Annotated in this window: 23 protein-coding genes, 1 tRNA gene and 1 other RNA gene; 12 read left to right on the top strand and 13 right to left on the bottom strand. The window is 36.3% G+C overall.

All coding sequences use genetic code 11. The features are described 5' to 3' along the window. Positions 1 to 91: 91 nt before the first annotated feature. Positions 92 to 1,288 carry a flagellar assembly protein T N-terminal domain-containing protein gene (locus tag Q0940_RS03695; RefSeq protein WP_299264141.1) on the bottom strand — a complete coding sequence of 399 codons (1,197 nt, stop codon included), beginning with the start codon at positions 1,286 to 1,288 and terminating at the stop codon, positions 92 to 94. Between the two features lie 265 nt (positions 1,289 to 1,553). Here Q0940_RS03695 and Q0940_RS03690 point away from each other — a divergent pair, with 265 nt between their 5' ends. Then, positions 1,554 to 2,027, top strand: a complete 474-nt coding sequence (locus Q0940_RS03690; protein WP_299264138.1) for an LPP20 family lipoprotein — start codon at positions 1,554 to 1,556, stop codon at positions 2,025 to 2,027. A gap of 133 nt (positions 2,028 to 2,160) precedes the next feature. On the opposite strand, the gene Q0940_RS03685 is transcribed toward Q0940_RS03690, so the two are convergent. Further along, entirely contained in the window at positions 2,161 to 2,514 is a 354-nt protein-coding gene (locus tag Q0940_RS03685) for a DUF2750 domain-containing protein (protein ID WP_299264135.1), read from the bottom strand. 5 nt (positions 2,515 to 2,519) lie between these two features. Then, positions 2,520 to 4,943 carry a YgiQ family radical SAM protein gene (locus tag Q0940_RS03680; protein WP_299264132.1) on the bottom strand — a complete coding sequence of 808 codons (2,424 nt, stop codon included), beginning with the start codon at positions 4,941 to 4,943 and terminating at the stop codon, positions 2,520 to 2,522. A 200-nt stretch (positions 4,944 to 5,143) separates the two neighbouring features. On the opposite strand from Q0940_RS03680, the gene Q0940_RS03675 reads away from it, so the two are divergent. From Q0940_RS03675 to Q0940_RS03655, 5 genes are all read left to right on the top strand, one after another. Then, on the top strand, positions 5,144 to 5,920 hold the full coding sequence (locus tag Q0940_RS03675; RefSeq protein ID WP_299264129.1) for a phosphatase PAP2 family protein: 777 nt from the start codon (positions 5,144 to 5,146) through the stop codon (positions 5,918 to 5,920). A gap of 88 nt (positions 5,921 to 6,008) precedes the next feature. After that, entirely contained in the window at positions 6,009 to 6,491 is a 483-nt protein-coding gene (locus Q0940_RS03670) for a MarR family transcriptional regulator (RefSeq protein ID WP_299264125.1), read from the top strand. 322 nt (positions 6,492 to 6,813) lie between these two features. After that, complete coding sequence (proB, locus tag Q0940_RS03665; protein WP_299264121.1) at positions 6,814 to 7,920, top strand: glutamate 5-kinase; 1,107 nt, start codon at positions 6,814 to 6,816, stop codon at positions 7,918 to 7,920. Between the two features lie 84 nt (positions 7,921 to 8,004). After that, positions 8,005 to 8,080: transfer RNA gene (locus Q0940_RS03660), tRNA-Arg, on the top strand. Between the two features lie 137 nt (positions 8,081 to 8,217). Beyond that, complete coding sequence (locus Q0940_RS03655) at positions 8,218 to 8,973, top strand: transporter substrate-binding domain-containing protein (RefSeq protein ID WP_299264118.1); 756 nt, start codon at positions 8,218 to 8,220, stop codon at positions 8,971 to 8,973. A gap of 116 nt (positions 8,974 to 9,089) precedes the next feature. Here the strand turns inward: Q0940_RS03655 and Q0940_RS03650 are convergent, their stop codons facing one another. From Q0940_RS03650 to Q0940_RS03630, 5 genes are all read right to left on the bottom strand, one after another. Next, positions 9,090 to 10,019, bottom strand: a complete 930-nt coding sequence (locus Q0940_RS03650) for a hypothetical protein (RefSeq protein WP_299264113.1) — start codon at positions 10,017 to 10,019, stop codon at positions 9,090 to 9,092. An 18-nt stretch (positions 10,020 to 10,037) separates the two neighbouring features. Further along, positions 10,038 to 11,180 carry a hypothetical protein gene (locus Q0940_RS03645; protein WP_299264108.1) on the bottom strand — a complete coding sequence of 381 codons (1,143 nt, stop codon included), beginning with the start codon at positions 11,178 to 11,180 and terminating at the stop codon, positions 10,038 to 10,040. Positions 11,181 to 11,194: 14 nt separating this feature from the next. Next, the gene (locus Q0940_RS03640; protein WP_299264106.1) at positions 11,195 to 11,899 is read right to left on the bottom strand and encodes a hypothetical protein; all 705 of its coding nucleotides are present in this window, start codon (positions 11,897 to 11,899) and stop codon (positions 11,195 to 11,197) included. After that, positions 11,899 to 12,828 carry an LPP20 family lipoprotein gene (locus Q0940_RS03635; protein WP_299264103.1) on the bottom strand — a complete coding sequence of 310 codons (930 nt, stop codon included), beginning with the start codon at positions 12,826 to 12,828 and terminating at the stop codon, positions 11,899 to 11,901. Before Q0940_RS03635 ends, Q0940_RS03640 begins: the two co-directional genes overlap by 1 nt. A 249-nt stretch (positions 12,829 to 13,077) precedes the next feature. Beyond that, positions 13,078 to 13,971: a GGDEF domain-containing protein gene (locus tag Q0940_RS03630; RefSeq protein WP_299264100.1), complete on the bottom strand. Its 894-nt coding sequence runs from the start codon at positions 13,969 to 13,971 to the stop codon at positions 13,078 to 13,080. Between the two features lie 168 nt (positions 13,972 to 14,139). On the opposite strand from Q0940_RS03630, the gene Q0940_RS03625 reads away from it, so the two are divergent. Continuing rightward, positions 14,140 to 16,119 carry a monovalent cation:proton antiporter family protein gene (locus tag Q0940_RS03625; protein WP_299264096.1) on the top strand — a complete coding sequence of 660 codons (1,980 nt, stop codon included), beginning with the start codon at positions 14,140 to 14,142 and terminating at the stop codon, positions 16,117 to 16,119. Between the two features lie 50 nt (positions 16,120 to 16,169). Here the strand turns inward: Q0940_RS03625 and Q0940_RS03620 are convergent, their stop codons facing one another. Then, a complete protein-coding gene (locus Q0940_RS03620; RefSeq protein WP_299264093.1) occupies positions 16,170 to 16,670 on the bottom strand; it encodes a lactoylglutathione lyase family protein in 501 nt (166 codons plus the stop codon). Between the two features lie 94 nt (positions 16,671 to 16,764). Between Q0940_RS03620 and Q0940_RS03615 the strand changes: the two genes are divergently transcribed. Next, positions 16,765 to 17,646 carry a LysR family transcriptional regulator gene (locus tag Q0940_RS03615; protein ID WP_299264091.1) on the top strand — a complete coding sequence of 294 codons (882 nt, stop codon included), beginning with the start codon at positions 16,765 to 16,767 and terminating at the stop codon, positions 17,644 to 17,646. Positions 17,647 to 17,705: 59 nt separating this feature from the next. Here Q0940_RS03615 and Q0940_RS03610 read toward each other — a convergent pair whose 3' ends face one another. Next, positions 17,706 to 18,848 carry a patatin-like phospholipase family protein gene (locus Q0940_RS03610; RefSeq protein ID WP_299264089.1) on the bottom strand — a complete coding sequence of 381 codons (1,143 nt, stop codon included), beginning with the start codon at positions 18,846 to 18,848 and terminating at the stop codon, positions 17,706 to 17,708. A 184-nt stretch (positions 18,849 to 19,032) separates the two neighbouring features. Here Q0940_RS03610 and ffs point away from each other — a divergent pair. Beyond that, positions 19,033 to 19,129: signal recognition particle sRNA small type (gene ffs / locus Q0940_RS03605), an RNA gene on the top strand. A gap of 143 nt (positions 19,130 to 19,272) precedes the next feature. Here ffs and Q0940_RS03600 read toward each other — a convergent pair. After that, positions 19,273 to 20,925 carry a methyl-accepting chemotaxis protein gene (locus Q0940_RS03600; RefSeq protein WP_299264085.1) on the bottom strand — a complete coding sequence of 551 codons (1,653 nt, stop codon included), beginning with the start codon at positions 20,923 to 20,925 and terminating at the stop codon, positions 19,273 to 19,275. Positions 20,926 to 21,403: 478 nt separating this feature from the next. Here Q0940_RS03600 and Q0940_RS03595 point away from each other — a divergent pair, with 478 nt between their 5' ends. From Q0940_RS03595 to Q0940_RS03585, 3 genes are read left to right on the top strand one after another with little or no spacing between them, the layout of a single operon-like run. Continuing rightward, positions 21,404 to 22,879, top strand: coding sequence for an alpha/beta fold hydrolase (locus Q0940_RS03595; protein WP_299264082.1), 1,476 nt, complete (start codon positions 21,404 to 21,406; stop codon positions 22,877 to 22,879). A gap of 13 nt (positions 22,880 to 22,892) precedes the next feature. Then, positions 22,893 to 23,627: an ATP-binding cassette domain-containing protein gene (locus tag Q0940_RS03590; protein ID WP_299264079.1), complete on the top strand. Its 735-nt coding sequence runs from the start codon at positions 22,893 to 22,895 to the stop codon at positions 23,625 to 23,627. After that, the gene (locus Q0940_RS03585) at positions 23,624 to 24,793 is read left to right on the top strand and encodes an ABC transporter permease (RefSeq protein ID WP_299264076.1); all 1,170 of its coding nucleotides are present in this window, start codon (positions 23,624 to 23,626) and stop codon (positions 24,791 to 24,793) included. The genes Q0940_RS03590 and Q0940_RS03585 overlap by 4 nt, the downstream gene beginning before the upstream one ends. A 90-nt stretch (positions 24,794 to 24,883) precedes the next feature. Here the strand turns inward: Q0940_RS03585 and Q0940_RS03580 are convergent, their stop codons facing one another. Beyond that, on the bottom strand, positions 24,884 to 25,063 hold the full coding sequence (locus tag Q0940_RS03580) for a YbaM family protein (protein ID WP_299264072.1): 180 nt from the start codon (positions 25,061 to 25,063) through the stop codon (positions 24,884 to 24,886). Then, positions 25,056 to 25,337: a late competence development ComFB family protein gene (locus Q0940_RS03575; protein WP_299264069.1), complete on the bottom strand. Its 282-nt coding sequence runs from the start codon at positions 25,335 to 25,337 to the stop codon at positions 25,056 to 25,058. Before Q0940_RS03575 ends, Q0940_RS03580 begins: the two co-directional genes overlap by 8 nt. Positions 25,338 to 25,390: the final 53 nt, after the last annotated feature.

Here is a 25,390-nt window from a genome sequence, read left to right as displayed (position 1 = left end):
TCAATTAAACATTACGCTTGATGCACTTAATATACAGACACACCAACAGATCATTCAAGTAAGAAAGAGATAAAAGTAAAAATAATTCTATTTACCAAGCGTTATCCCAATCTTTTAACTCAATTACATCATTTACTTGTACGTTATTCATAAAGGCGGCATCTAAACTCTCGGCGATAGCGCTGTTTTGATAAACTTGAGTGATCCTTACTCTGTATGGGCTAATAATAAAGTTAGTTAATGAGTTTCCATTATTATCTAAATCATTTGATTGATATGAAACACGATACTCTTGTCCAATATTAACCCCTTGATCTCGGCCAATATTCAATTGAATTTGTCCACCGTCTCTAATGGTCATGATTTTACTTTGTAATTGTTGGCAACTGAATACCGCCACTAAGTCGTTACGCACATCCGCCAATAAATTTTCGATGGCGGTGCCATAACTATCATCCCAAAACTTTTGGCTGGTAACACTTACTTGTTTATTTTTTGGGGTATTCCAGTTAGCCGATGTATCAAATTTGTTTTGATATAAAACTTCATGGGTAAATGCATTGGCAACTAAGATATCTAAAGCGAAATAACGCTCAAATTGATCATCTTGCCAAAATTTATAATTGTTGGTTTCATCGCCAAATGAAAGGTCTGTAATACGTCCAAATAAAACAAATTGTGTATTGGCGCTATTGGCAACAGCATCAATAAGTTCATGACGCATTTGACCTTGTTGTTCAAAGTCGTTATTCACGTTTAATTTTTTATCTAGCCAAGCTACTGGGTATATTCCATTGGCTTCATTTTTTAGCAAGGTTTGGAATTTCCTTGGGATTTCTTTTTCTAACGGGTATAAATTACCAATATTTGCATCAGCCCAATGCTGAATTGGAAATTGTGTTATTGCTAATTTTTTACTGAATTCTGATGCGTGACATTGTTCATTTTCTGCAAATATATCCGCGCGTACAGTGATAGTGAACATATCACCACTTTGACTTTCTTCTACAATTTCAATCTTATCAACTATACCAAGCGCTTGAACTTGGAGTTGGTCGTCAACTAATAACCCCTGTGATATCTTTTGCACACTAGATACATTAGCACCAGAAAATAACATAGCTTGCTTTACGGCATCTTGTAATGCTCTGTTTTTAGCACTTTTATAATCACCGTTACGTACTTTCGCTTGTCCACTAGCTTCATACCACTGTGCATTAACAGTAGTGATATTTAGCATAAACGCTAAGGTTAAACAGATCTTGATGATGGCGATGTTATTAAGCATATTGATATTCACTAAATGATAAATAATTAAAATTAATTGTTTGCTATGGCTATTCAATTTAAAACACATATGACAATAAATTGTCACTAGCCAACAATAATAGCTTTGCAGGTTAGAAAAGCAAAAACTACGCCAAAGAGTTATTTGAAAAAAACACATATAAAATAATAACTTAAGGTGGCTTGATTGCGTTAGTTATGATTGGCGCAATTATTGAATGCATAAATGCCAAATACTCATAAGTAATAACCAGAGAATTGTCTTAATGAATTTTATTAAATCAAAATTAGTACCAAGTGTAACAATATTATTTGCCTTTATTTTATCTGGTTGCGGTATGTTGCTGGACAAACATGTTGCTTGGGAATACGAAGAGCCTGAAAATTTTCCAGTGCTTAGGGCTATTGGTTATGCGCCAATTGAAGCTCAACCTGGCGATAGCATTGAAATAAAAAACATTATGGCTATGCGTGCATCAAAATTAGATGCTTATCGTGAATTAACTGAACAAGTTTATGGCCAGCAGATACAAGGTAAATCAGAAGTGAAAAACTTAGTATCATCGGATGATAAGTTACGCTCTAAAGTTTCAGGAGTGATCCGTGGTGCTAAAATCGTTAAGGTTTATCCTGTAGGTGGCACTTATGCGACTGAATTAGAACTGGATATGAAATTAGTGCACGAGTTGTATAAAGTTAGTAATCGTTCAAGAACCATAAAAAGAGTCGACTACTATTAGCGATTAGCTTTGCCTTTATATAAATAGCTCTGGTTATAAATAACAGATACAAAAAAGCGCTGACGATAAATCGTTAGCGCTTTTTTGTAGGACTCTATTGTATAAAAATAGACTACTGAAAGTGTTTTAAAAGTTATGCTAACTTTTCAATATCTGCAATTTCTTTAGTGAAATCGCCTAATTCTAACTCAACACATTCTTGTTCTTCTTGCCAATCTAGACCAATTATCATGTTATCTTCTGATAAGTCTTCAAACCAGAACTCTAACCAGTCAGCTACTGAGATTTGAGTTGGCTTATAGTCAGCCCAATCGTCTGTACAGCTTTTTTGTGCCATGCTTTCAGTTGACCATAAAGGCATACTTTCAGCATCCTCAAAGTTTGCTGAGTCTACTATAACCCAACCTTCGTTGTCTTTGTCTTGTAGTGCCCAAAGCATTTGTGTTGCTTGGATTTCTGCAAAAAATTCTTGTTTTACGTCTGACATTTTAATTACCTTATGCGGCTTCTATTGCCTGGTTTATTGCCTGACTTTTTAGCGCCAGAACCATTTGAATTTTTACTCGACGGTTTATTATTCGTCGGTTTATTATTACTGCTAGGTTTAGAATTACCTGTCGATTTACTACTGGTAGCCGGTTTTTTATCTGACGAATTTTTGTCTGATTTAACACCAGGTTTGAATTGCCCTAAACCAGTATGACGAGATAACGCACGTTGTCCTTTGCCTTGTGGGCCATTCTTAGCGCCTGGACGACGATTACCTAAACGTTCTTCGTTCTCAGATGCTGGCGGTACTAAATGATGTATGCCGTGACCAATAAGTTTAGCTAATCCCATGTCTTTTAATGCATGGCGGATCATCTTCCAGTTTTTAGAGTCGTGGTAACGTAAAATCGCTTTATGCAATCTACGCTCTTTTTCACCACGAGGTATCGCAACGGTTTCATTAGTCTTCTTAACTTTATGCAATGTATCGATTTCTGTGTGATACATAGTTGTCGCCGTAGCCATTGGCGACGGATAAAAGTTTTGTACTTGGTCTAAACGGAATTTATTTTCTTTCAACCACAAGGCTAAGTTGATCATATCTTTGGTTGTAGTACCTGGATGTGCTGCAATAAAGTAAGGTATTAAATACTGTTCTTTACCCGCTTCTTTAGAGTACTTCTCAAACAACTCTTTAAACTTGTGGTAACTGCCCATACCCGGTTTCATCATCTTAGATAATGGACCTTCTTCGGTATGCTCAGGTGCAATTTTTAAATAACCGCCAACGTGATGCGTTACTAATTCTTTAACATAACGTGGGTCTTGTATCGCTAAGTCATAACGAACACCAGAGGCGATTAATACTTTCTTTATGCCTTTTAATTCACGCGCTCGTTGATACAACTTAATGGTTGGTTCGTGATCTGTGTCCATGTGTTTACAAATATCTGGATAAACACAAGATGCACGACGACACGTAGCTTCTGCTTTGGCTGACTGACAACGCAACATATACATGTTTGCTGTAGGGCCACCTAAGTCAGAAATAACACCGGTAAAACCAGGAACCACATCACGAATTTGTTCAATTTCTTGAATAATTGAATCTTCAGAACGACTTTGAATAATACGACCTTCATGCTCTGTAATAGAGCAGAACGTACAACCACCGTAGCAACCACGCATAATATTAACTGAGGTTTTTATCATGTCGTAAGCAGGGATTTTTTTGCCTTCGTATTTTGGATGTGGAATACGCGCATAAGGCATACCAAATACAAAATCCATTTCTTCTGTTTCCAGAGGAAATGCAGGAGGGTTAATCCAAATACTTCTATCACCATGACGTTGCATTAATGCTTTAGCACAACCTGGGTTAGTTTCTTGGTGTAAAATACGGTTGGTGTGTGCATATAAAGTTTGGTTTTTAGAAACCACTTCATAAGCTGGTAATTTTATATAAACACGATCCCAAGGACGACGTAACTGAGTTTTATCTTTAACTCGGTTATATGGTTGGACTACAATAGCTTGGCTGCCGCCATTTGCGTTTGCACTTGGATCAACGGCACTATCTTCAATCGCTTGGTCTTTATTGGAACAAGTATTGGCGTCATATTCTTGGTAAGGATTCATTATCGGATCGATAATACCTGGCTTATCAATATGGGTTGAATCTATACCTTGCCAGTCTTCTAATGCGTTTTTCACCATGATCGCAGTACCGCGAACATCTTTAATCTCTTTGATGTCTTCACCACGAGAAATTCTGTGTGTGATTTCAACAAGTGGACGTTCCGCATTACCAAATATCAACATATCGGCTTTTGAATCTACAAGTACAGAACGACGAACTTTGTCCGACCAATAATCATAATGGCTAATACGGCGTAAGCTAGCCTCAATACCGCCGATGACGATTGGAACACCTTTATAGGCTTCACGACAGCGTTGAGAATAGACAGTTACAGCACGGTCTGGACGTTTGCCACCAATATTGTCTGGTGTATACGCATCATCGTGTCTCAATTTTCTGTCGGCTGTGTAACGGTTGATCATGGAGTCCATGTTGCCCGCTGCAACACCAAAGTATAAGTTTGGTTTGCCTAGCTTTTGAAAGTCATCTTTTGAATGCCAATCTGGTTGGTCAATAATACCAACCCTAAAACCTTGAGATTCTAGCATTCTGCCAATAACAGCCATACCAAAGCTAGGATGGTCTACATAGGCATCACCGGTAACAATAATAACATCACAGCTGTCCCAACCGAGTTGATCCATCTCTTCTCGTGTAGTTGGTAAAAAAGGCGCAGGCCCAAAACATTCCGCCCAATACTTAGGGTAATCCCATAACTTCTTTTCCGAGATAACGGTAGCTTGTGGTGGCTTATTTGATTTTGTCAAAGCAGACAATTGAGATTGCATATTATTGGTGTACCCGTGGCTCAAATTTAATAATAACGAGTGGTTAAAAAATAGCCACCATTAATGGACTGGCGATTATACAGAATATTTAGGTCAAGTAGCAAAGGGATTCCCCTAAATTTTGATTAGTGTTCAATATTTTGTTGCAGGTTACGCAAAGAAACATACAATAAGACAAATTTTTTAAAGGATTGCTGAACATGAATTCCAGTACGACTACTGAAAAGTCACTAGACGTAGAGATTAAAAACAAAAGTAATACAAAGACTTGGATTGCTTTTCTAGTATTTGTTGCCGTTTCATTATTATTTTACTTAGTACCTGAAATCGACTTATGGGCATCAAATCTATTTTATGATGAAAAAGATGGTTTTTATTTACATGAAACGGCATTAGTACAAATAACTTACGATGTTTTTAAACATTTACCTAAAGTATTATTACCTGTGATGCTGGTTTTCTTATTATTAGGTTTTAAATCTGATTATTGTAAAATTCGTAGGCATCTATGCTGGTTTGCATTAGTAACCTTGTTAATTGGCCCAGGTATTATTGTACATAATGTATTTAAAGATAGTTGGGACAGAGCTCGCCCTCGAACGGTTGTTGAATTTGGTGGTGATAAAACCTTTTCTCCAGCTTGGGTTATTTCAGATCAGTGCGAACGCAATTGTTCTTTTGTTAGTGGGCATGCCGCAATGGGTTTTTATTTTATGATCTTAGGCTGGTTGTTTGGATCGAGAAAATGGTTCTACATTGGTTTAGGTATTGGCTCTGCAGTTGGGATGATCCGAGTGATCCAAGGAGGACACTTTCTGAGTGACTCTATACTGGCCGGCTTTATGGTGTATTGGTCTATTTGGTTAATTGCTAAATGGATGAGAGTGCCTAATCCAGGCGATAAATGGCAATGTCCAGAAGTAGAAAAGCAAAGACAATTATGCGGACAAAAAAAAGAAACTGTGGTTAATTCATAAAAAAACGTATTAACTCGTTATATCCCTGTTTGATTTGCTTAGTCAACAGGGGTAAAGTTCACCCTTTTATTTAGGTGGGTGAATAGTATTGGAAAAATATGAAGAATTGTTTGTGTCAATTCGACAAATAATCAGAGCAATTGACTTACGTTCAAAAAAGTTAAGTAAAGCTGTGGGGATCACAGGTCCCCAATTATTAGTTTTGCAAGAAGTCCTTGCAGCCCCAGGCTTAACCTCAAAACAAGTTTCAGACAGTATTAATTTATCTCAAGCTACCGTTACTAGCATCTTAGATCGATTGGAAATCAAACAATTGTTGGTTAGAAAGCGTGACAGTATTGACCGCAGAAAAGTGTCTTTGTATCTTACAGAGCAAGGTGTCATGACATTAAATGATGCACCTAGAGCGATGGAAGAAAGTTTTATTGAAAAATTTGAGAACATCGAAGGATGGGAACAAACACTCTTATTATCAAGTGTTCAGCGTATTGCTAGTATGATGAATGCAGAAGAGTTAGATGCAGCACCTATGTTAAAAATTGGTGAAATTGATTCAATCCATAAGCCTTAATTTTTCCTAAGTTTCCCCCGCACCTTACACCGTTTACTATTATCTAAAGTAGTCTTAATCTAGACTACTTATGTACCCAACTGTATTACCTTACAATTGCAACTTTATTCATTTCTAAGAACGAAATAATAAATAATAATAAAAAAATGATTAGTGCAGTAATTAAATTATTGGAGCTAATATTCAATAATTAGGCGGGTTGGATTAAAATATAATCATATTTTGTTATAAATAATGATTATCTTATTCCTTATCTGAAGTTGAAATTAATTTAATGGTTAGTATACTAAGCATCAACCTTCATTATTTATATATTGGATTTATGGTTTTATTTTCAAATTTCGAACGAATTGTTTTAAAAGTTGGCAGCGCATTAATTGCACCAGACGGAAAAGGCTGCAGCCCTCACAAGTTATTCCCTATCGCTCAGTTTATTATTGAATGCCGTGCTCGTGGCATTGAAGTTGTTTTAGTCTCATCAGGCTCTATAGCTGCTGGCAGACAATACTTTCCTAAAGCAAATTGTGATTCAATCGCAATGAAAAAAGCAATGGCTGCTGCAGGACAATCTGACATGGTAAGTACTTGGGACAGATTGTTTGATTTTCCAACCTGCCAAATATTATTAACTCATGGTGATTTAGCCGATACCGAACGTTATCAAAGCGTATCAGCTACAATTGATAAAGCCTTAAGCCATGGGATATTGCCGATTGTTAATGAAAACGACACCATCACCACTGATGAATTAAAAGTAGGTGATAATGATAACTTAGCTGCAATTGTTTCTGCAGCGGTTAATGCCGATGGCTTAGTGCTATGCACTGATGTTGATGGTTTGTATACTGGCAATCCAAGAATTGACGAGAGTGCCAAATTGATACCAATTGTAGAATCGATTACCGCACATCTAAAAAATATCGATATGTCTGCTACTAACGATGTTGGAACGGGCGGCATGGCAACAAAAGTTGAGTCAGCAGAAAAAGCCATCGCCCATGGTATAACAACTTATATAATCAACGGTGAAAAACCTGATGTATTCCCAGCGTTATTAAGAGATGAAAACCCTGGAACTATATTCTTAGCGTCTAAAACCCCAATGAGTGACAAAACCCATTGGCTAAAACATACGACTCGTTCACAAGGTGAGTTTGTAGTTAATAAATCAGGTGAGCAAACTGTTTTAGAAGGCATTGAAGATATTACTAGTGATCAATTGCTTAGCGTAAACGGCGAATTTAATACTGGTGATACGGTATTAATTAAATCAGAAGATGGTAAGTCATTAGCCAAAGCAATAACTAAACGTAGTAGTTGTTTAATGAGCTATGTTACTGAGTTAGGCGATGCTGAGTCAGAGCAGTTAACACCAATAGCCGCTGTTTTTGAACAAGAGCAGGTTTCATTATTAAAAGAGGCTAATTAATCGTTAATTAAGCCGAGAATATATTAGATAATAGGGACACATTAAACTTCACTCGGAGTTTTAATTCGGTATAATTACTTATGTGTCCCTATAGTTTAACAGGATAAAACTGCGGCCTCCTAAGCTGCTGCTCCAGGTTCGAGTCCTGGTGGGGACACCATACTCATCTGACCATCATTAATTTCAAAATCACTTCCAACTATATTTTGTTTATTTATCCATCACTGCATATACTCTAATAAACTCTTACAGTAATAAAATAATTCTTATTTCATAACAAACCTTTAGGTCGCTTGTATGGTAAAACTTTCCCACGCATTTACTTTTATTATATTTCTATATCCAAGCTTAGCTATTAGTAAAAGTGACTGTTTAAACTTTCATGTGATCCATAGTGAGCCGTTGGGTTTTGTAAATGATGAGGGCCAACTTACTGGTGTTCAGGTTGATATTATTAACGCTATCGCAAAGAATTCGGGTTTGTGTATTAATACACTTTTGATGCCTTACCCAAGAATATGGCAGGGTCTCGAGATGGGGAAACATGATGGTGGCATAGTATTCAAATCTGAATCACGTAGTTATATGGTGGATTACGTGGCTAAAATTCGGGCTGTTAAGGTCGCAGTTATTACTAGAAAGCTAATAGAAGTAAATAGCTATGATGATTTAAAAGGTATCTCTATTGCAGTTAGACGAGGTATCCATTTAAGTGAAAGGTTCGACAACGACTCTGAACTTGCAATCATGGAAGTTAACCAATATAAACAAGTAATAAAAATGCTAATACACGACCGTGTAGACGCAATGGCTGGATCGGCATTTGTACTGCATTATATATTAAGAATTAATAATGGTTTAGAGAAGGTCGACTTCAGTAAAAAACTCAATCTCGGTGAAAAAGAGCAGTGGGTGCAATTATCTAAAAAATCTAAGCATACAGATAAAATACCTTTGTTGAATAGCGCGGTACAAACCATGATAAATAACGGTACATTAGATCAAATAACTGAGAAATATTATGGGCCTGACTGGAAAGTAATTAACCAATGATTTAGTAATTTGCAGTGTTGTTAGTGGAGCGTTAACAAAAAACGGATTATTCATATAATCCGTTTTTTGTTTTCAGTTAGTAAATTCATTGGTAAATGTTAATGTTTTACTAAGCGTTAAGGACTTTCTAATAACTGAACAAATTCCATCATTTCTAAATGTAATAAGATGACATCTTTTAATTCGTCATCGTTACTCGTTGGTAGTGTAGGTAAAATATATGGATCGTTCTTCACTACTTTATTCACTGAAGTTTTAGATTGATAACTGACTCTAAATGAAATCCCTTCTGATATTTGCTTTGGCGTGATGTGTAGATACCAATTAGTATCTTTTACGTCTTCTGCAATATTAAATTGGTAGCTGGTTAAGTATTGTTCCATTGCTGATTTGTAGGGCTCAGGAGCATTAACGAATACGCTATTTAAGGCCAGTAGTTTTATTTGGTTGAATTTTTTAGCATCAAATTTATATAACGAAAATGATCCACTCACCTTAGATAAAACAATTAGTGCAGATTGTTCGTTTTGCGGTAAGTCTTGCTTTGTTATTGTTATGCTTGGATAAACCGATTTAATTGCGTTATTGATTTGAAATAAGTCATTGCTTTTGGCTAGAAACGTCCAGGTATCAGGCTGATCAAAGTCAAAGTAAGTACTGTCATCGTTAGTAAAATCTAGCGTTACAATCGCCTGATAAGTCACACAGGCGTTATTGCCTTCAAAGTAATAATCCATATTTAAGTGTTTATCATTCAGTTGATACATTATGGCTAATTCAGCTGTATTGAGACGGCGGCCAAACATGCCTGTTTTTATATTTCTAATCTGCTCAATGAAGTCTTTATTATAATCCTTCACATAGTTATGAATATTATCGATAACTGCTTCAGGTAATTTTTGTTTCGACCTTTTTCCATAAGTACAGAGATCGCCAGATACTGTTAGTGTCTTTTCACTTTTTTGATAATCAAATTTAATGTCGCTGGTATCGGCATAAGTAGATACCGCAAATATAGATAAAACGAATAACAGTACTTTTTTCATAATGTTCAACTTATCAAATTACATTTTTGTTTTTAAATATGAGCTAGGAAGGCCAATTGAAACTGCAAAAATTTGCTCGCCACGAGTTGGTCGATAAATACCTTTAGCTGCCTTTTTCTTTAAATCGTCAGCGATATCCGTTTTTTTCCATTTTACTATTTTAGCAATTGAGCTTTCAGAAGACGGCTTGGCAATGGCTACAGCGATTGGATCAACAAAACCGCCATCATATTTAAACAAAATAAAAGTATCGTCAGTTAAGACTCCAGCGTTACGGCCTCTATCTAAGGTGATTTGGTCGCCTCGTAAACCTGTAACTTGGGTAGATACTGGCATTTCCGTTAACATTCTAGATAACATTACATCAAAAGCTTTTGAAGCAATTTTGCTAAATACTGCATTAATATTTTCAGGGTTTGTATAATCAAATCCGGTGTAATACTTACCATTTACTTCTGTGTACACTAATTCATGCTTTGGTTTAACATCAATACCATCAATACGAATTTTACCTATGTTTGGATAAGATAATTTCTCTTTGGTAAATGGGTCGATAACACTAACCGTTAGCTCTACTGCATATTGAGCCATGCCGTTGTATTCCGCATAAAAACGGTCGGCTGTTTTGATTGTGTCTATCTTTAATATGTAGTCTGGGCGCAATGTTCGGTTGTCTTTCATAACGCTTGCAACTGTTTTTGCCGACTGTTCTCTTATTTGTGATGCAACTTCTTGAGACGTTATGTCGTCTTGTGTTACAACTCGAAAGCGATTTAATCCAGCTAATTGGCTTTCAAACATTAAGCCTAATTTTTTATTGTTTAAAGACTCTAGTACTTTCTTCTCTTCTTTTTGTTGGCTAGTACTGTTATTTCCGTCAAAGTAAACTCGGATTATTGGCTTTTTCAGTGGACAGTCATCAGATTCATTATTAATGTCAAACGTACAGTTGTCGATCCCTTGTACATTAAAATTGCTTGGTACTTCTATGTCTTTATCTTCAAACTCGTAAGCAGATTTAGCGACGATTATTTTCGAATTCAGAGCTTGTGCGTCAGTTAAGTTTGTCTGTTGTTCTGGATATTTTATTTTTGCAGAGCTAGTACAACCAACAATGGTCATTACAAAAATTAAAGTACTTGTAGTTGTTAATAACTTCATCTGTTTATTTCCTGTTAATCAGCGTCTTGCAATGATTGTAATTGTTTTGCAATATCAATAATGGCTTTTTCGTCGTTAATAAATTCATTGGCAACCTTAGCTAAATGCAAACGTATTTCGGCTAAATTATAAGCTTCACTTACTTTACTCGCATTAAATAACATTTGTATGCCTTGAACACCGAGTAAGTCATCGCCTTGTGAATAAATAATATGGGCTAACTTTAATGTCTGAGCTGTGATCAAAGCGGTTAGCTTAGTATTTTCATCTGATATTTTTTGCGATGCTCTTTCGTATTCTTTGATCTTAGGTCCGATCTTTTCTCGTTCGTTTTTTGCTGACTTATCAAAATCGTTAATAGCCTGCGCCAACTGAGATTTGTCTTTGCCTTTATTCGCCATTAAAAATGACAATACATCTCTGTGGTTGTCGAGCATAGTTTTATGCTCGGTCATAATATTGTTCTGATGTTTAAAAATACTTAACGCACTATCGCTGAATGTATCAAAGACACCAGAAACTCTAATTCGTTTAAAACCTACTTTTTGAATGTCGCTACTGATGCGCTTTAAACGCTCTTCTCGTGGTAATGATTTAGCGACAAATTCACTAACGATTTTATGTTTGTTAAATTGAATATCATCGCCATCTTTTATATTTATAGCACAACCAAATAACAATAAAGTCGTCAATAAAGTTATGATTGGAATGACTTTCATTAATAACTACCCAGCTGTACTTGAATTGACTCTAGTGCTTGTTGCTCAGCTAATTTAGCACTTTGGTTGAAAACGGTTGCTGTCATTGGGAATTGGTAAATAATAGAATCATCAAGTAAATAGATTAACTCTGCAGACATCTTGATGGCAAAGTGGAACTCAGTTGTGGTTTGTTCTTGGTTAATACCTGCAAAAACGACACTAAGTGTATGTTCTTTTTGGTCTGATGTGATCCCTATGGTTTGTAGTTGTTTAATAATTGAAAATTTAATGTCGGTGGCATTGGCTTCATCTACGTTTGCCATTACAATTTTGTAACCCACTGTACGGGATATGGATTGAGCTAATAGCTGTAACTTAGTCGTTAATACTTCTAAATCCATAATGTTAAATGCATAAGAATCTAATAAAGATATTTTTTTACTAATATTACTTTTTATTTGATTGTATTGGATAAGTTTAGCTAGAGTAGGTTTTAATGTTTTTTTAATTAATCCTTCAGGCCCAGGTAAAAAGTTAGATAACTGTTGTTTAAGTGAGTCATGCTGCTGTTGGAAAAAAGCTTGTCTGTCTATTTTAACTAACTGAATAATCTCATTATTATATTGTGAAGACTTAACCATTTCTATATTAGTAAAGATTAAGCCTGTGGTAGATAAAAGAGTGTCAGCTTCTAAGTATAATTCAGTATTTCCATCTTTAGCTTCAACAAACTGCTGTGTATTTGTGTCTACAGTCACTTGTAAACGCGCACTTAATTCTTCCAGTGCATTTTGTTGAGCTTGTTGTTTAGTTTCCCCCATACCAACTGAATAGAACCATTGCATACTATCGCCAGGAGGATTTACAAACCAATCGGGTAATGACTCAGCTTGAACTTGTGGCAATAAAAAAGTTAGCGTTATCAGTAAGGTCTTGATAAATCGCACAATAAATCTCCATATCTGTCAGTGTGAAGTAATATAATAATGTAATTTATATCAGATGTTAAAAATAGCCATCATTTTTTATAAATTATTTTATTTACAGAGTACTCATTTTTGAATGAAATATTGTCTGTTTAATTTAGATTATGCAGGAGGATCAGGTTTTTAAATAAAGCTTATTCATGAATGTACTATTAGTAGGTGAGAGGAGTGGAGCGGCCCGAAGGCCAACTCCTGGGGTAGTTGTTGTAGCTACGCAATTTTCATGCAGTTTTTACCTGCATCTTTCGCCGCGTAAAGCGCTTTATCTGCACGAGCAAATAAATCGTTAGGCGTGTCGTTTTCATTGAAACAAGCACAGCCAATACTGGTACTAACATTGTATTCATTGAATGTTGTATTTTTGCTGATAGCTCGGTGGATCCTAGCAGCAACAATATTGGCGCCATTCAATCCTTCTTTTTCCAGTAAAATAGTAAACTCGTCACCGCCAAATCTAAATATTTGATCGGTACCACGCAAACAGTCTTTAACAAGAGTTACAAAGGCAGACAAAATATCATCGCCCATTAAATGCCCGTGGGTATCATTGACAGTTTTAAAATTGTCTAAGTCCAACAGCATTAATACAAACGTTTCTTTAAAACGTGATGCATGTTGCACCTTATATTCAATCGCATCGTCATACATGGCTCGATTACCAATGCCGGTTAATGGATCTTTTAATGCCATTTGTTGCAATTGCCAAAATGCTAATGCATTTCGTAATGGGTAAATAAGTTTCTTTTGACTACTCGTTAGAGAAGACATCAAAATATCAGTTATTGGTTTTTCTGAAAAATAGCTAATACGACCCATCAGGCGGTCATTAATTCGAATTGGTAAAGTCATAGCTTGTGAAGACTTACTTCGAGTGCCAGATTTAAACTTCCCGTGATACGTGTCGAGCTCAACTGAATTAATCTTATACTGAGCCGTAATTGCGCTAAGATAAATAGATAACAATTGTTCAACATCTAATGTAGTTTGGAGTTGTTCAACTAAAGAGTCGCTTTCACGCTCTGCATTTGAATAACTTGACCAAGTCGCTAGTATATTAACGTTGGCTTCTGAGCCTAATGCGTCTAAGTGACTAATATAATCCACATTGCCCCCCGTATATTGGCCGATTAATTTCACTTAGTAGAAACTAAGCGAAAAATGTGCCAAATATGCAATGTGTTGAATTCTATGAAATAAATGTATAACTTAATTTAATTGGTTAAACTCTGAACATATAGTCGGCAAAAAACTGCCAAAAAGGAGCTTGTATTTATGTCACACGGTTATTTCTTTGAGCTTATTTTATTGTTAGCTACTTCTGTTTTTATTGTCTGGTTTTTTAAACACATCAAATTACCTCCTATATTAGCTTATTTAGTTACGGGCATTATTGCAGGACCACATGCGTTAGCTTTGATCACATCTCCCGATGAAGTTTCTTTAGTGGCGGAGCTAGGCATTGTATTTTTACTTTTTTCATTAGGTTTAGAATTTTCAGTACCCAAATTAATAGCCATGCGCCATTTAGTTTTTGGTGTGGGCAGTGCTCAGGTGATCATTACTTTGTTGTTAGTAATGGGCACCAGTTTTATCGCTGGTGTTGACGGTACAACGTCGTTTGTTATTGGCTGTATTTTTGCTTTGTCATCTACTGCAGTGGTGGTGAAGTCATTAAATGAAAGCGGTATTACCCAAACTAAGCGTGGCCAAATCGCGATCAGTATTTTGTTATTCCAGGATATTGCAGTGGTTCCGTTTTTAATTGCCATGCCTTTATTAGCGTCAAACGGCGGTGAGAATGTATTTGTTGCTCTTTTAATGGCGCTTGGTAAAGGCGCTATTGTGGTTGCCATTTTATTGTCAGTTGGTAAGTGGATACTACCAAAAGTCTTTAATCAGGTGGCGCAGGTAAGAACCGATGAGTTATTTGTATTAACTGCAATCTTAGTCACTGTAATGGCTGGCACTTTAACTAGCTTCTTTGGTTTGTCGATGGCATTAGGTGCATTTTTAGCTGGGATGATGTTAAGTGAAAGCCAATATAAACATCAATTAGAAGCTGATATTCGTCCATTTCGTGACATTTTAATGGGGTTGTTTTTTATTAGTGTTGGTATGCAATTGGATGTAATTGTCATGCTTAAACACTGGGAATGGATACTAGCTGGGCTTGCCAGTTTATTAATTGTTAAAACGTTAGTGATCAAGCAACTCGCTGTTATCTCTGGCGAGACTCGAAAAGATGGTTGGGGGACTGGACTCATGATGTTTCAACTAGGTGAGTTTGGTTTTGTTTTGGTCGCTCTTGCTCAGCAGTTAAATATTTTTAGCCCAGACTTATCATCCACTTTAATTGGAATTGGTGTGTTAAGCATGGCGGTTACACCTTCTATTATTAGTAATAATATTAAGATAGTAAATAAGATTGATACGCTACGAGGTAAAGAGGATGACAGTACCAACGAAGAAATAAATGCTGATTTTGAAACTCATTTAAAAGATCATGTTGTTATTTGTGGTTTTGGCCGAGTAGGACAAACCGTAAGCCGTTTTCTTAAAACTGAGGCTGTGCCTTATGTGGCGTTAGATGTTGATCCTGTACGAGTTAGTGAAGCGCAAGCAGCAGGTGAAAATGTACAATATGGTCATGCTAGAGATAAAGCTATTTTAGAAGCTGCAGGTGCTGCTGATGCGCGGTTAATAGTTATCACTTTTGGTGATGTAACCAAAGCACACGTTGTAATTAAGAATGTTAAAGAGTTACACAGTAAAGCTCGTATTATGGTGCGAACTAAAAACGATGAAAATCTTAAAGAAATTTTAGCAGATGGGGCTGATCAAGTTGTACCTGAGGCACTTGAAGGTAGTTTGATGCTAGTGTCTCAAGTTTTGTTTGAGTCGGGCGTTCCTATGTCTAGAGTATTAAAAAGAATTAGAAAAGAAAGAGAAAATCGTTATGGTCATTTACACGGTTTTTATCCAGGCGATGTCACTGAAGTTACCGCAAATAGACGGGACTTATTAGAATACATCCATGCTATTGCGATTCCATTAGATGCATTTGCAGTTAAACAAACTCTAGCTGAACTTAATTTAACTTTACGTCGAGTAGAAGTCGTTGGATTAAGACGAGGTGGGGCTGAGCTAGCTTCTCCTGATGAAAATACCGTTATTGAAGCATTTGATACTATTATTATTAAAGGTAAGCCACGTAGAGTGGAAAGAGCCGAGCGTTACTTAATGACCGGCTAGTAAAGTTAAACAGGAGTTAGCGCTCGCTAACTCTTGTTTAAAGGAATATTTTAGTATGCACCTGCTGCATAAGTTAGTTCATAACTATGGCTATAAATTTCAAGAATATTGCCAAACGGGTCTTCCATATAAATCATGCGATATGGCTTCTCATTCGGATAGTAATAACGAGGCTCTGCCATACGTTTTTTGCCACCGGCGGCCACTATCTTTTCAACTAACTCTTCCAAATTAGGATCTTGCACACAGAAGTGGAATATTCCTGTTTTCCAATATTCAAAGTTATTTTCAGGTTGTTGCTGATTAACAAACTCAAATAACTCTACACCAATTCTATCTCCGGTAGATAAATGGGCTATTTTAAACTTTTTCCAGTTAGCGCCAAATACATCGGTACACATTTCACCGATAGGGCTGTTATCTTCAGTTATCTCAGTGGGTTTCATTATTAAATACCAGCCTAGTACTTCAGTATAAAATTTCACGGCTTTGTCTAAGTCAGGTACCGATATACCTATGTGTGAAAATGCTCTTGGATATGCTTTGCTCATTTTAAATTCCTCTATTTATTTGATAGGGAAAGTATATGCCTGATGATAAAGTACATAAAATTATCAATTGTTATTTAAATGAGTATATTTTGTAATGATAAATCAAGTCTGGTTAAAAACATTCTGTACCTTAGTTGAGGTAGGCCACTTTACTAAAACGGCAGAAAAACTGTTTATGACTCAATCTGGAGTTAGTCAACACATCAAAAAATTAGAGTTGCAACTTGATGTTGCTTTATTGAGCCGGGACGGGAAGTCATTCATTTTGACTGACTCTGGTGAATTGTTATTTCAAAAAGGAAAAGAGTTACTCAAATCTACTGAGGAGTTAGAAAGCTTAATCAAATACGATGAAGAGCATGAAGGTAGAATAAAAATAGCATCTCCTGGAAGTGTTGGCTTAAGACTGTATCCTTATTTATTAGAGCTTCAAGAGTCTTTTCCAAAGTTGGTTGTTGATTATACCTTTGCGCCAAATAAAACTATTGAACAAGCCGTTTCTGAGCGAAAAATTGATTTCGGGTTAATTACAGAGTTGAGTCAATCGAGTAACTTAATTAGCCACAAAGTAGCTGTTGAACCATTAGTGTTAGTAACACCAAATAATATTAAGTCAGTGACTTGGGGAAAGTTATTAGAGCTTGGTTTTATTTCGCACCCTGATGCCGCACATCATGGCCGTTTATTGTTGAGTCAAAACTTTGAGCAATTTGAGCATGTCGACCAATTCACGCATAAAGGCTTTTCCAATCAAATAAGTTTAATATTAAAACCAGTTAGCAAAGGATTTGGTTTTACGGTTCTACCTTTACATGCAGCTAACGCTTTCCCTCAACAGGATTTACTTCAAATACATGGGTTAAAAAACTCAGTCAGTGAGCAATTGTACTTATGCTTCAATCGACACTCAATACAGACAAACAGAACAAAATATATAAAAAAAATACTGACTGAGTATCTGAACGTTTTAGCTTAAGACTGTTGAGAAAAATTAACTTTGGCAGATAAAAATATATAGTATTAACTTATGTTTTTTTACTTCATCGGTGTAAGTTCAAGAAAAGACATAATTTCATTTTTGTGCTTTAAACCATCTTCATAACCTAATTTAATCAATTCTTTCGTAAATTGCTTTTCAAACATCAAATAGCTAAGAAGGGTTGATTCAGACTTTTTCTTAATACCAATTAAGCGTAATAAAAAACGTATAGCTGGTGGCATGTTTTTATAATGCTGCGCTGCTAACTTATTGAAACAAGTACTCGGGTTAATTAGTAAAGTTTCTACTTTCTTTAATCCTGCTTTATCTTCTGAGGCGTAATTAAGGGTAGAGTTTATTCGCTCCATTCTCTCTATATCGGCATTAAGAGAGTCAGTGAAAATTGTATCCAATAAATGACCTGTAATGGCTGCAGTGTTTGGTTTAAATTCTGACTCACCGCTATGCTTATTCTCTTTAGGCTCTTCCACTCCAATGATTAATATTTTATCAGCGCCTAAATGTATTGCGGGACTTAATGGCGATAGCTGATGAACTGCACCATCACCAAAATGTGCAGTACCAATCTTCACACTTGGAAATAACAGCGGAATTGCAGCTGAAGCCATTAAATGACGAGTGGTTAATACCGTCTTAATACCTTTTCGTTTTGCTCGTAACCACTCATGGTGTCCACTTGATTGAAAAAACGCAATACTGTCACCATCGCTATAACTCGATGCTGCAACTGAAATACCATCCAAATGACCAGTTAAGATGTTTCTATCAATACGTTTGTAATCTATTAAGCCAGATAGCAGGTTTTCTAGTGGTTTATTATTTAATAAACTGGTTGCTCTAGTGTTTCCACCTTTAGAATTTTTAAAAAAATAATTTTTTAAAATATAACCAAATACACCAAACCAACTACCAACATAAACATGTTCAGTTTTAAAATTTTTCCATACCCATTCTGTTTTTTTTACACCTAAGTGAAAGCAAGATGCATGGCAAGCCATCGATACCGCATTAATAGCACCTGCGGAGGTTCCACAAATAACTTTAAAAGGGGAATTTTGATTACGAGGTAACTGGGATGCAATTGCTTTTAGAACACCTACTTGGTAGGCCGCTCGTGCGCCGCCACCAGTTAATAATAATGCATTCGTTGATTCTTTAGCTGGAGGAAAAAATATCATTATTGGTTTTATTGAACTCGATTACATAACATTAAAGCTGAGAGCTGAATTCTAACGTAAAAAACTTGATCTATAAATGGTTCTTTTTGCATAGACTATTGCAACTAATTCGAGTTTAAGTAATAATGCGCGCCGCTTAGGTAGGAGATTCTATTCCTAACTTTAGGCAGCACTATGGTAACTCCATTGGTTCTCTCGCAACGATAGCTCGTGAACTTGGTCAGGCCCGGAAGGGAGCAGCCACAGCAAGTGACTCGTGTGCCGGGATGTAGCTGGTGGGGTTGCCACCAATCTACAGTTTTTTGTTATTGCCCACTCTCAGTTTTGCTAGATTTTCTATCTTATCTGCTGCATGAATATTAATAGAAAAAGCTACTTTAAAAGTAAAAGTAGCACAGTATTTTCTATCTCGAACAATCAATCATTAAATCTTAAACTGGCCAACAACTTTATCTAGTTCCCCAGCTCTCAGGCGTAAATTTTCACATGTGCTGTTATTAAGCTGAGCAATTTCAGTTAACTCGTCTGTTTGATCTGAAATTTCAACAATTCGTTGACCTATATCACCACCAACAAGACTTTGCTCTTCAGACGCTGAGGCTATTTGCGCATTCATATCCATAATTACCGCAACAGATTCAGCTATTAGATCTAATTGTTCAGAGGTCTCGGTGACACTTTTTTCTGCCGAGTCACTGCGAGTCATACTCTTACCCATCGCATCTACTGCAGAGCGAGAGCCTTCTTGCAGTTTTTGGATCATATTTTGAATTTCTTCTGTGCTACCTTGAGTTTTACTCGCTAGGTTTCTTACTTCGTCAGCAACAACGGCAAAGCCACGTCCTAATTCACCAGCTCGAGCTGCTTCGATAGCGGCATTTAACGCAAGTAGGTTTGTTTGTTCTGAGATGCTTTCAATTACCTGCAAGACTGCGATGATATTTTCAACATCAGTACCTACTCGGTCAATAACGCTACTGGCTTCACGTATATCTTGACTTAGTATTCCCATTTCATTGCTGCTTTGTTTAATTTTTTCTAACGCTAATTCACCATTACCATTAGCAACTTTTGCAGCCTCTGCAGCACTAGCTGCATTATTTGAGACTTCACCAGCTGAAGCCGACATTTCGGTTGATGCTGCTGCTACGGTTCCAATTGCATCACTTTGTCGTTCACTGATCTGTTTAATTTGCTCTACTTGTTGAAGTAGAATGTTAGTCTCTGAATTTACCGCTTTAGAAACATCGAATACGCTTTTGATGCTTTTTTGCAAAGATGATAATAGGTTGTTTACGTGCTCTGCTAGTACGCCAGTTTCAAACTTGTCTTGTATAGGAATACGTTTGGTTAAATCGCCATTACCTTGACTTAACTCTTTTATCGCATCTGATACATTAGCTAATGGATTGAGAATAGAGCGGCTAACCCAAACTCCAACAACCGCCATTACAACGATAAGAGCAATAGTCAGAATATATACGAATGCCAATACTTGGCTTTGTGCATCACGTACTTGGTTTTCTATAACGGCAATTTCTTTTTCTATGGTATCAACATAGACGCCTGTACCGACCATTAGATTCCATTTAGGTAGGAATATGGCATAAGACAGTTTTTCCGATGCTACTTTTTCACCTTGGCGAGGAAAGTGATAAGTGACAAATTGCTCACCGCTTCCAAACTGATTGTTTTTACCAGCTGTAACTAAGTCGTTAATTAAATATACGTTGTTCACATCTTTAAAGTCTTTATAGCTTTTTCCTATACCTGCGCTTGAACCACCACTAAATACTCTAACTGAGTTTGAGTCGTAGCCAAAAAGATAACCGTCTTTACCAAAATCCATGCGTTTTAATAATTCGATTCCTTGCTCTAAGGTACCGTTTGCATCGTAGACAGGTTTAATTGTGTTGTACGCCACATCTACAATGTTTTTGAGTTCTTGTTTTTTCTCGTGGCGTAACATGTTTGTTGCAGAGTCTGTTTGGGTTTTTATTAAACCGTTAATTTGACTGTCAAAAATTACCACAAGAGTAATCGCGATAAGCGTAATAGGGACAATTGAAATAATCAAAAGCCTCTTGCGTATGGATAATTTGTTTAGGATCATAATACATACCTGCCCTGTTGTTTTTTCTAAAATATTTTTATTATATTTTTAATTGAAATCTAACCTATAACTTAAAGTTACTGTTCAAAGGTATAGTTTGATAATAGTAAAATTTCTAATAATTTTTGTGATAAAGCCATATAAGTAATAGAAAGCTAACGGCATAAATATTAATAACTTTAATTATCTTAAGTTGGAGTTCGTTAGGGATTAACTTAGGTGACATGAGGGATTTGATGAGTAAGTATTTATAACCTTCATACTATTTATACAACTAAAATTTTATTTTTTACTTAAAAACAAAGGTTTATATTTATAGCGTTACAAATTGTAACTTTATTAAATGGTTCTTTTATTTACATTATGAGTGCTTACCTATAAAGTTTTAAGCCACTTATTTTTATGCACTTTTGCCAAAAGAAGAAATTACATGGAGTTAACTGTGAAACGACAACTGCTAACCTTACTCATATCGTTAGGATTGATGGCACCTAATCTTGTATCCGCATTAGAGCCAGATCTTGAGCCAGAATTAAAACTAGAAGCCTGTTTTGTCTTGGGTGTTAAAAGTAAAGTTTTGTGTGGCACGCTTGATGTTGCTGAAAACCCAGATATAGAAATGTCAGATGATAATAAACTGTCTTTAAACGTAGTTGTGCTGCCTAAAATTAAAGAACAAAGCAAAGAGCTGCCAGTGATGTTTTTAGCAGGAGGCCCAGGACAAGCTGCGACAGAATTAGCCAGTGCATTAAATATGGCTATGAGCGATATTAGACAAGAACATGACATTATATTAGTCGACCAACGCGGTACCGGTAAATCAAATGGAATGTTATGTGACACTTCAGAGTATGTTGACCCTCTAGTAGTCGATACTGATAATTTAAACCTCGAACAAGAAGTAAAAGACTGTTTAACTAGCTTTTCAGATTTTGACTTACCAAGTTACAACACCTATCAATCAATTGAAGATTTTGAAGCTGTTCGTCAAGCATTGGGTTATCAAAAGGTTCACATTTTTGGCGGTTCTTATGGCACTAGAGCAGGATTTACATACTTAAAAAATCATCCTGAATCTATTCAGACTGCAACGTTAGATAGTAATGCGCCAATGGAATTGATTGTTGGATTTTTTGGCAAAACATCAGAACGTGCATTTGATTACTTAGTTGAAGATTGTAAAGCGCACGAATACTGTAAGAAGTCGTTTCCTAACTTAAAACAAGATTATTTAAATCTGTTAAGTAAGTTGGAAAAACCAATTAAACAATCAATTTACCATCCAACTACAGGTTTGAAAGTAGAGATCGTGTTAACGAAAAGTAAAGTGACGGAAACGTTAAGAAGTACCTTATATGCTTTATCTTCTCGTCAGCTTTTGCCATATGTCGTTAATGCCTCGGCCAATGGTGATTATCGTCCATTAGCGGCAATGATCAGCCAAAGTAGTGGCTCAGAAGAACATGCGCCAGGCAGTTTATATACAGGACTTACAATGAATATTATTTGTAATGAAGATATGCCTAGAGCGGTTGAGTCTGATTTTAAAAAAGATGCAGATAACTATTTTAATGGTGAGTTAGGGTTCACTAACTTTACAGGCGTTTGTAAATACTGGCCTAAATGGCAAGCGCCTACAGACTTTGCTCAGCCAGTAACGGTAGATGTTCCGGTATTACTGTTCTCTGGTAAATACGATCCTGTAACACCACCTGCTTATGGTGAAATGGCGGATAAATCTTTAGCTAACTCAAAACACGTTGTGATTAAAAATGGTGCGCACGTAGCGTCATTAAGAATGTGTATGGATGCGGTTAAAGAGTTTATGCAGAAAGGTTCGTTTGACGAGGTTGACTTTAGCTGTGCAGAAAAGTCGGTACCCAATTTATTCTTCACTAACTTAAATCAACTTCATTAGAAAGGATCATCAAATGTTACAGGTAAATAATTTAGTAAAGCATTTTGGCGATATAAAGGCCTTAGACGATTTAAGCTTTTTAGCAGAAAACGGGCAGATCACTGGAATATTAGGCCCAAATGGTGCGGGTAAAACCACAGCATTAAGAGTGTTATATGGTTTATTGGAAGCGGAAGAAGGCACTGGTTTAATTAATGGTGTCGACAGTCAAGTATCGCCACAGTTAGCGCGAAAAGAAATCGGTATATTCCCAGATAAATTTGGTTTATATGAGCGCTTAACCGCTCGTGAGCAAATATCTTATTTTGCCGGTTTACATGGTTTAAAAGGCAAAGAGAAAGAACAAGCTTTGGATGATGTAATCGAAAAGTTAGATATAGCTGACATTGCAGACCGACGATGTGAAGGTTTTTCGCAAGGTCAAAGAATGAAAGTGATCATTGCACAAGCCTTAGTACACCAACCTCAAAATTTAATACTGGATGAGCCTACTCGTGGTCTTGATGTAATGAGTACTCGGATATTACGTGAAATACTGTTGGAATTAAAACAACAAGGGAAGTGCATATTGTTTTCGTCGCATGTGATGCAAGAAGTGGCTGCGTTATGCGACAAGGTTATTGTTGTTGCTAACGGTAAAGTAGCAGCGGTAGGCACACCACAAGAGTTGTGTGAGCGTACTGGTAAAACCGAATTTGAAGATGCATTTGTAGCATTAATAGGCAGTGATGAAGGGATAGCAGCATGATAAAAACATTATTTACCAAGGAGTTCTTAGACTCAATTCGTGATAAGCGTTCTATTTTTGCTGCGCTATTAGGTGCGTTCCTTCCACCTATTTTCTTTGCGGCTATTATGACGTTTACATTGGAAGAGAGTACGTCTGTTGACGAACTGTATATTAGTATTGAGAATCAACAACAAGCGCCTCATATTGTGGCTTTGTTAGAGCAAAGTAAAATACTGCAAGCTAATATGCCTGAAACGGGTAAGACGTTTGAGTTAGATGGTGAAAGCCTTGAGCATTCTAAAATTACTCTTACGTTTGCCGATGACTTTGCGCAGAAGATGGAGCAAGGACAGAAAGCGACAATTACCTTATTAGCTGATTATTCTAAAAAAGGTTCTAGAGAAGAAATATCTCGCATTAAACGGGTGGTCAATAGATACCAAAGTCAATTAGTGACAATGAAGCTAACCGCAAGAGGAATTTCACCTAGCATATTAAGTCCAATTCATATTGAAGAGAACGATACCAGTTCACCTTCGTCTAAATCGGCTTTAATATTGGGTATGTTAGGTGTGATGATTTTGGTTGCTGCTTTTGTGTCGTCTACTAATGTGGCGATTGACTGTAGTGCAGGGGAGCGTGAGCGTAATTCATTAGAACTGTTAATTATGCAACCGGTAAGTACGCTGCAAGTGGTTATAGCCAAAACAATGAATACTGCATTTTTTGGCGCGGTGGGTGCCACTTTGAGTATTATATTAACCGCTCTGGTGATCCCGTTTATTCCATTGCATAAGGCTGGAATGGCGTTTAACTTTGATCTGCAGTTAGGTCTTACGATTTGGTTATTGTTATTACCATTAGCTTTGTTTGCTGCTGCATTTCAATTGGCAGTGGCTTTTCATGCTAAGTCTTTTAAAGAAGCACAATCTTATATTCAATACACAATCATGGTACCTGTATTCTTACCTATGGTATTGGAAATTATGAATTATAAGAATGCAGCCCTTAGTTACATTCCCATTTTTGCTCAACAGCAAGCGATTAGCCAATTGATAAGAGGGGACTTAGAAAGTTATCTACCTTTTGTTGGAGGCTCTATAATCACAATTATTGTGTCGTTTGCGATTATCAAATTTACCGCTAACTCATTAAAATCTGAAAAGGTTGTATTAGGTTTATAACCTTAATTAGGACGTGGTAAATGGTTAAAACAAAAAAGAGCCTTGAGGCTCTTTTTTGTTTTATGGATATGAGTAATTAATAAATCAATATTAATTTGGGGCTAGCTTTTTTGTAAAGTCTGCGGCGACAATATCCAGTGCTTTTAGTACCGTTTCTGCTGGCATTTCATTTGACTCAAGTAAATAAATCAAGTCAACGGCTAGTTGAATATGTTGCTCAGCAGTTTCTAATGTTTGTGTTTCATTATAGGGAGGTAAATTTTCACTCAATTTCGTTTTCTCGTAATTCTTTGGAGTCCATAAACTCAAGCGCTCGACCAATTGACTCTCTTACATTCATTTCCATTTCGTAACGTTCAGCTACTGGTAAATAAAACGCCATGTCTACTTCATGTCTAATGTACTTAGATGGTAATTGGTTTAATACGATACAGCATAAGTCAGATAAAAATTCAGTTGGGAATCGTTTATCCAAACGATTTGCAATTATGTATTCGAGAACTAATTTTTCGTAATAGTTGTGAATGTCGTCATTAAGTTGCATAAACCTTTTCCTAATCTGAGTTCCTTTGTTTATGACAATAGCACCGTATTTAT

This window comes from uncultured Psychrosphaera sp. (assembly GCF_947500655.1).
Lineage (GTDB): Bacteria > Pseudomonadota > Gammaproteobacteria > Enterobacterales > Alteromonadaceae > Psychrosphaera.
Note: the sequence above shows the minus strand (reverse complement) of the source record. Positions and strands in the feature narration are given on the sequence as shown.

What these genes read in the sequence shown, in the direction of transcription:
- Q0940_RS03695 (WP_299264141.1), bottom strand. Translation starts at nt 1,288, where the DNA reads ATGCTTAATAACATCGCCATCATCAAGATCTGTTTAACCTTAGCGTTT.
- Q0940_RS03690 (WP_299264138.1), top strand. Translation starts at nt 1,554, where the DNA reads ATGAATTTTATTAAATCAAAATTAGTACCAAGTGTAACAATATTATTT.
- Q0940_RS03685 (WP_299264135.1), bottom strand. Translation starts at nt 2,514, where the DNA reads ATGTCAGACGTAAAACAAGAATTTTTTGCAGAAATCCAAGCAACACAA.
- Q0940_RS03680 (WP_299264132.1), bottom strand. Translation starts at nt 4,943, where the DNA reads ATGCAATCTCAATTGTCTGCTTTGACAAAATCAAATAAGCCACCACAA.
- Q0940_RS03675 (WP_299264129.1), top strand. Translation starts at nt 5,144, where the DNA reads ATGAATTCCAGTACGACTACTGAAAAGTCACTAGACGTAGAGATTAAA.
- proB (WP_299264121.1), top strand. Translation starts at nt 6,814, where the DNA reads ATGGTTTTATTTTCAAATTTCGAACGAATTGTTTTAAAAGTTGGCAGC.
- Q0940_RS03655 (WP_299264118.1), top strand. Translation starts at nt 8,218, where the DNA reads ATGGTAAAACTTTCCCACGCATTTACTTTTATTATATTTCTATATCCA.
- Q0940_RS03650 (WP_299264113.1), bottom strand. Translation starts at nt 10,019, where the DNA reads ATGAAAAAAGTACTGTTATTCGTTTTATCTATATTTGCGGTATCTACT.
- Q0940_RS03645 (WP_299264108.1), bottom strand. Translation starts at nt 11,180, where the DNA reads ATGAAGTTATTAACAACTACAAGTACTTTAATTTTTGTAATGACCATT.
- Q0940_RS03640 (WP_299264106.1), bottom strand. Translation starts at nt 11,899, where the DNA reads ATGAAAGTCATTCCAATCATAACTTTATTGACGACTTTATTGTTATTT.
- Q0940_RS03625 (WP_299264096.1), top strand. Translation starts at nt 14,140, where the DNA reads ATGTCACACGGTTATTTCTTTGAGCTTATTTTATTGTTAGCTACTTCT.
- Q0940_RS03620 (WP_299264093.1), bottom strand. Translation starts at nt 16,670, where the DNA reads ATGAGCAAAGCATATCCAAGAGCATTTTCACACATAGGTATATCGGTA.
- Q0940_RS03615 (WP_299264091.1), top strand. Translation starts at nt 16,765, where the DNA reads ATGATAAATCAAGTCTGGTTAAAAACATTCTGTACCTTAGTTGAGGTA.
- Q0940_RS03610 (WP_299264089.1), bottom strand. Translation starts at nt 18,848, where the DNA reads ATGATATTTTTTCCTCCAGCTAAAGAATCAACGAATGCATTATTATTA.
- Q0940_RS03590 (WP_299264079.1), top strand. Translation starts at nt 22,893, where the DNA reads ATGTTACAGGTAAATAATTTAGTAAAGCATTTTGGCGATATAAAGGCC.
- Q0940_RS03585 (WP_299264076.1), top strand. Translation starts at nt 23,624, where the DNA reads ATGATAAAAACATTATTTACCAAGGAGTTCTTAGACTCAATTCGTGAT.
- Q0940_RS03575 (WP_299264069.1), bottom strand. Translation starts at nt 25,337, where the DNA reads ATGCAACTTAATGACGACATTCACAACTATTACGAAAAATTAGTTCTC.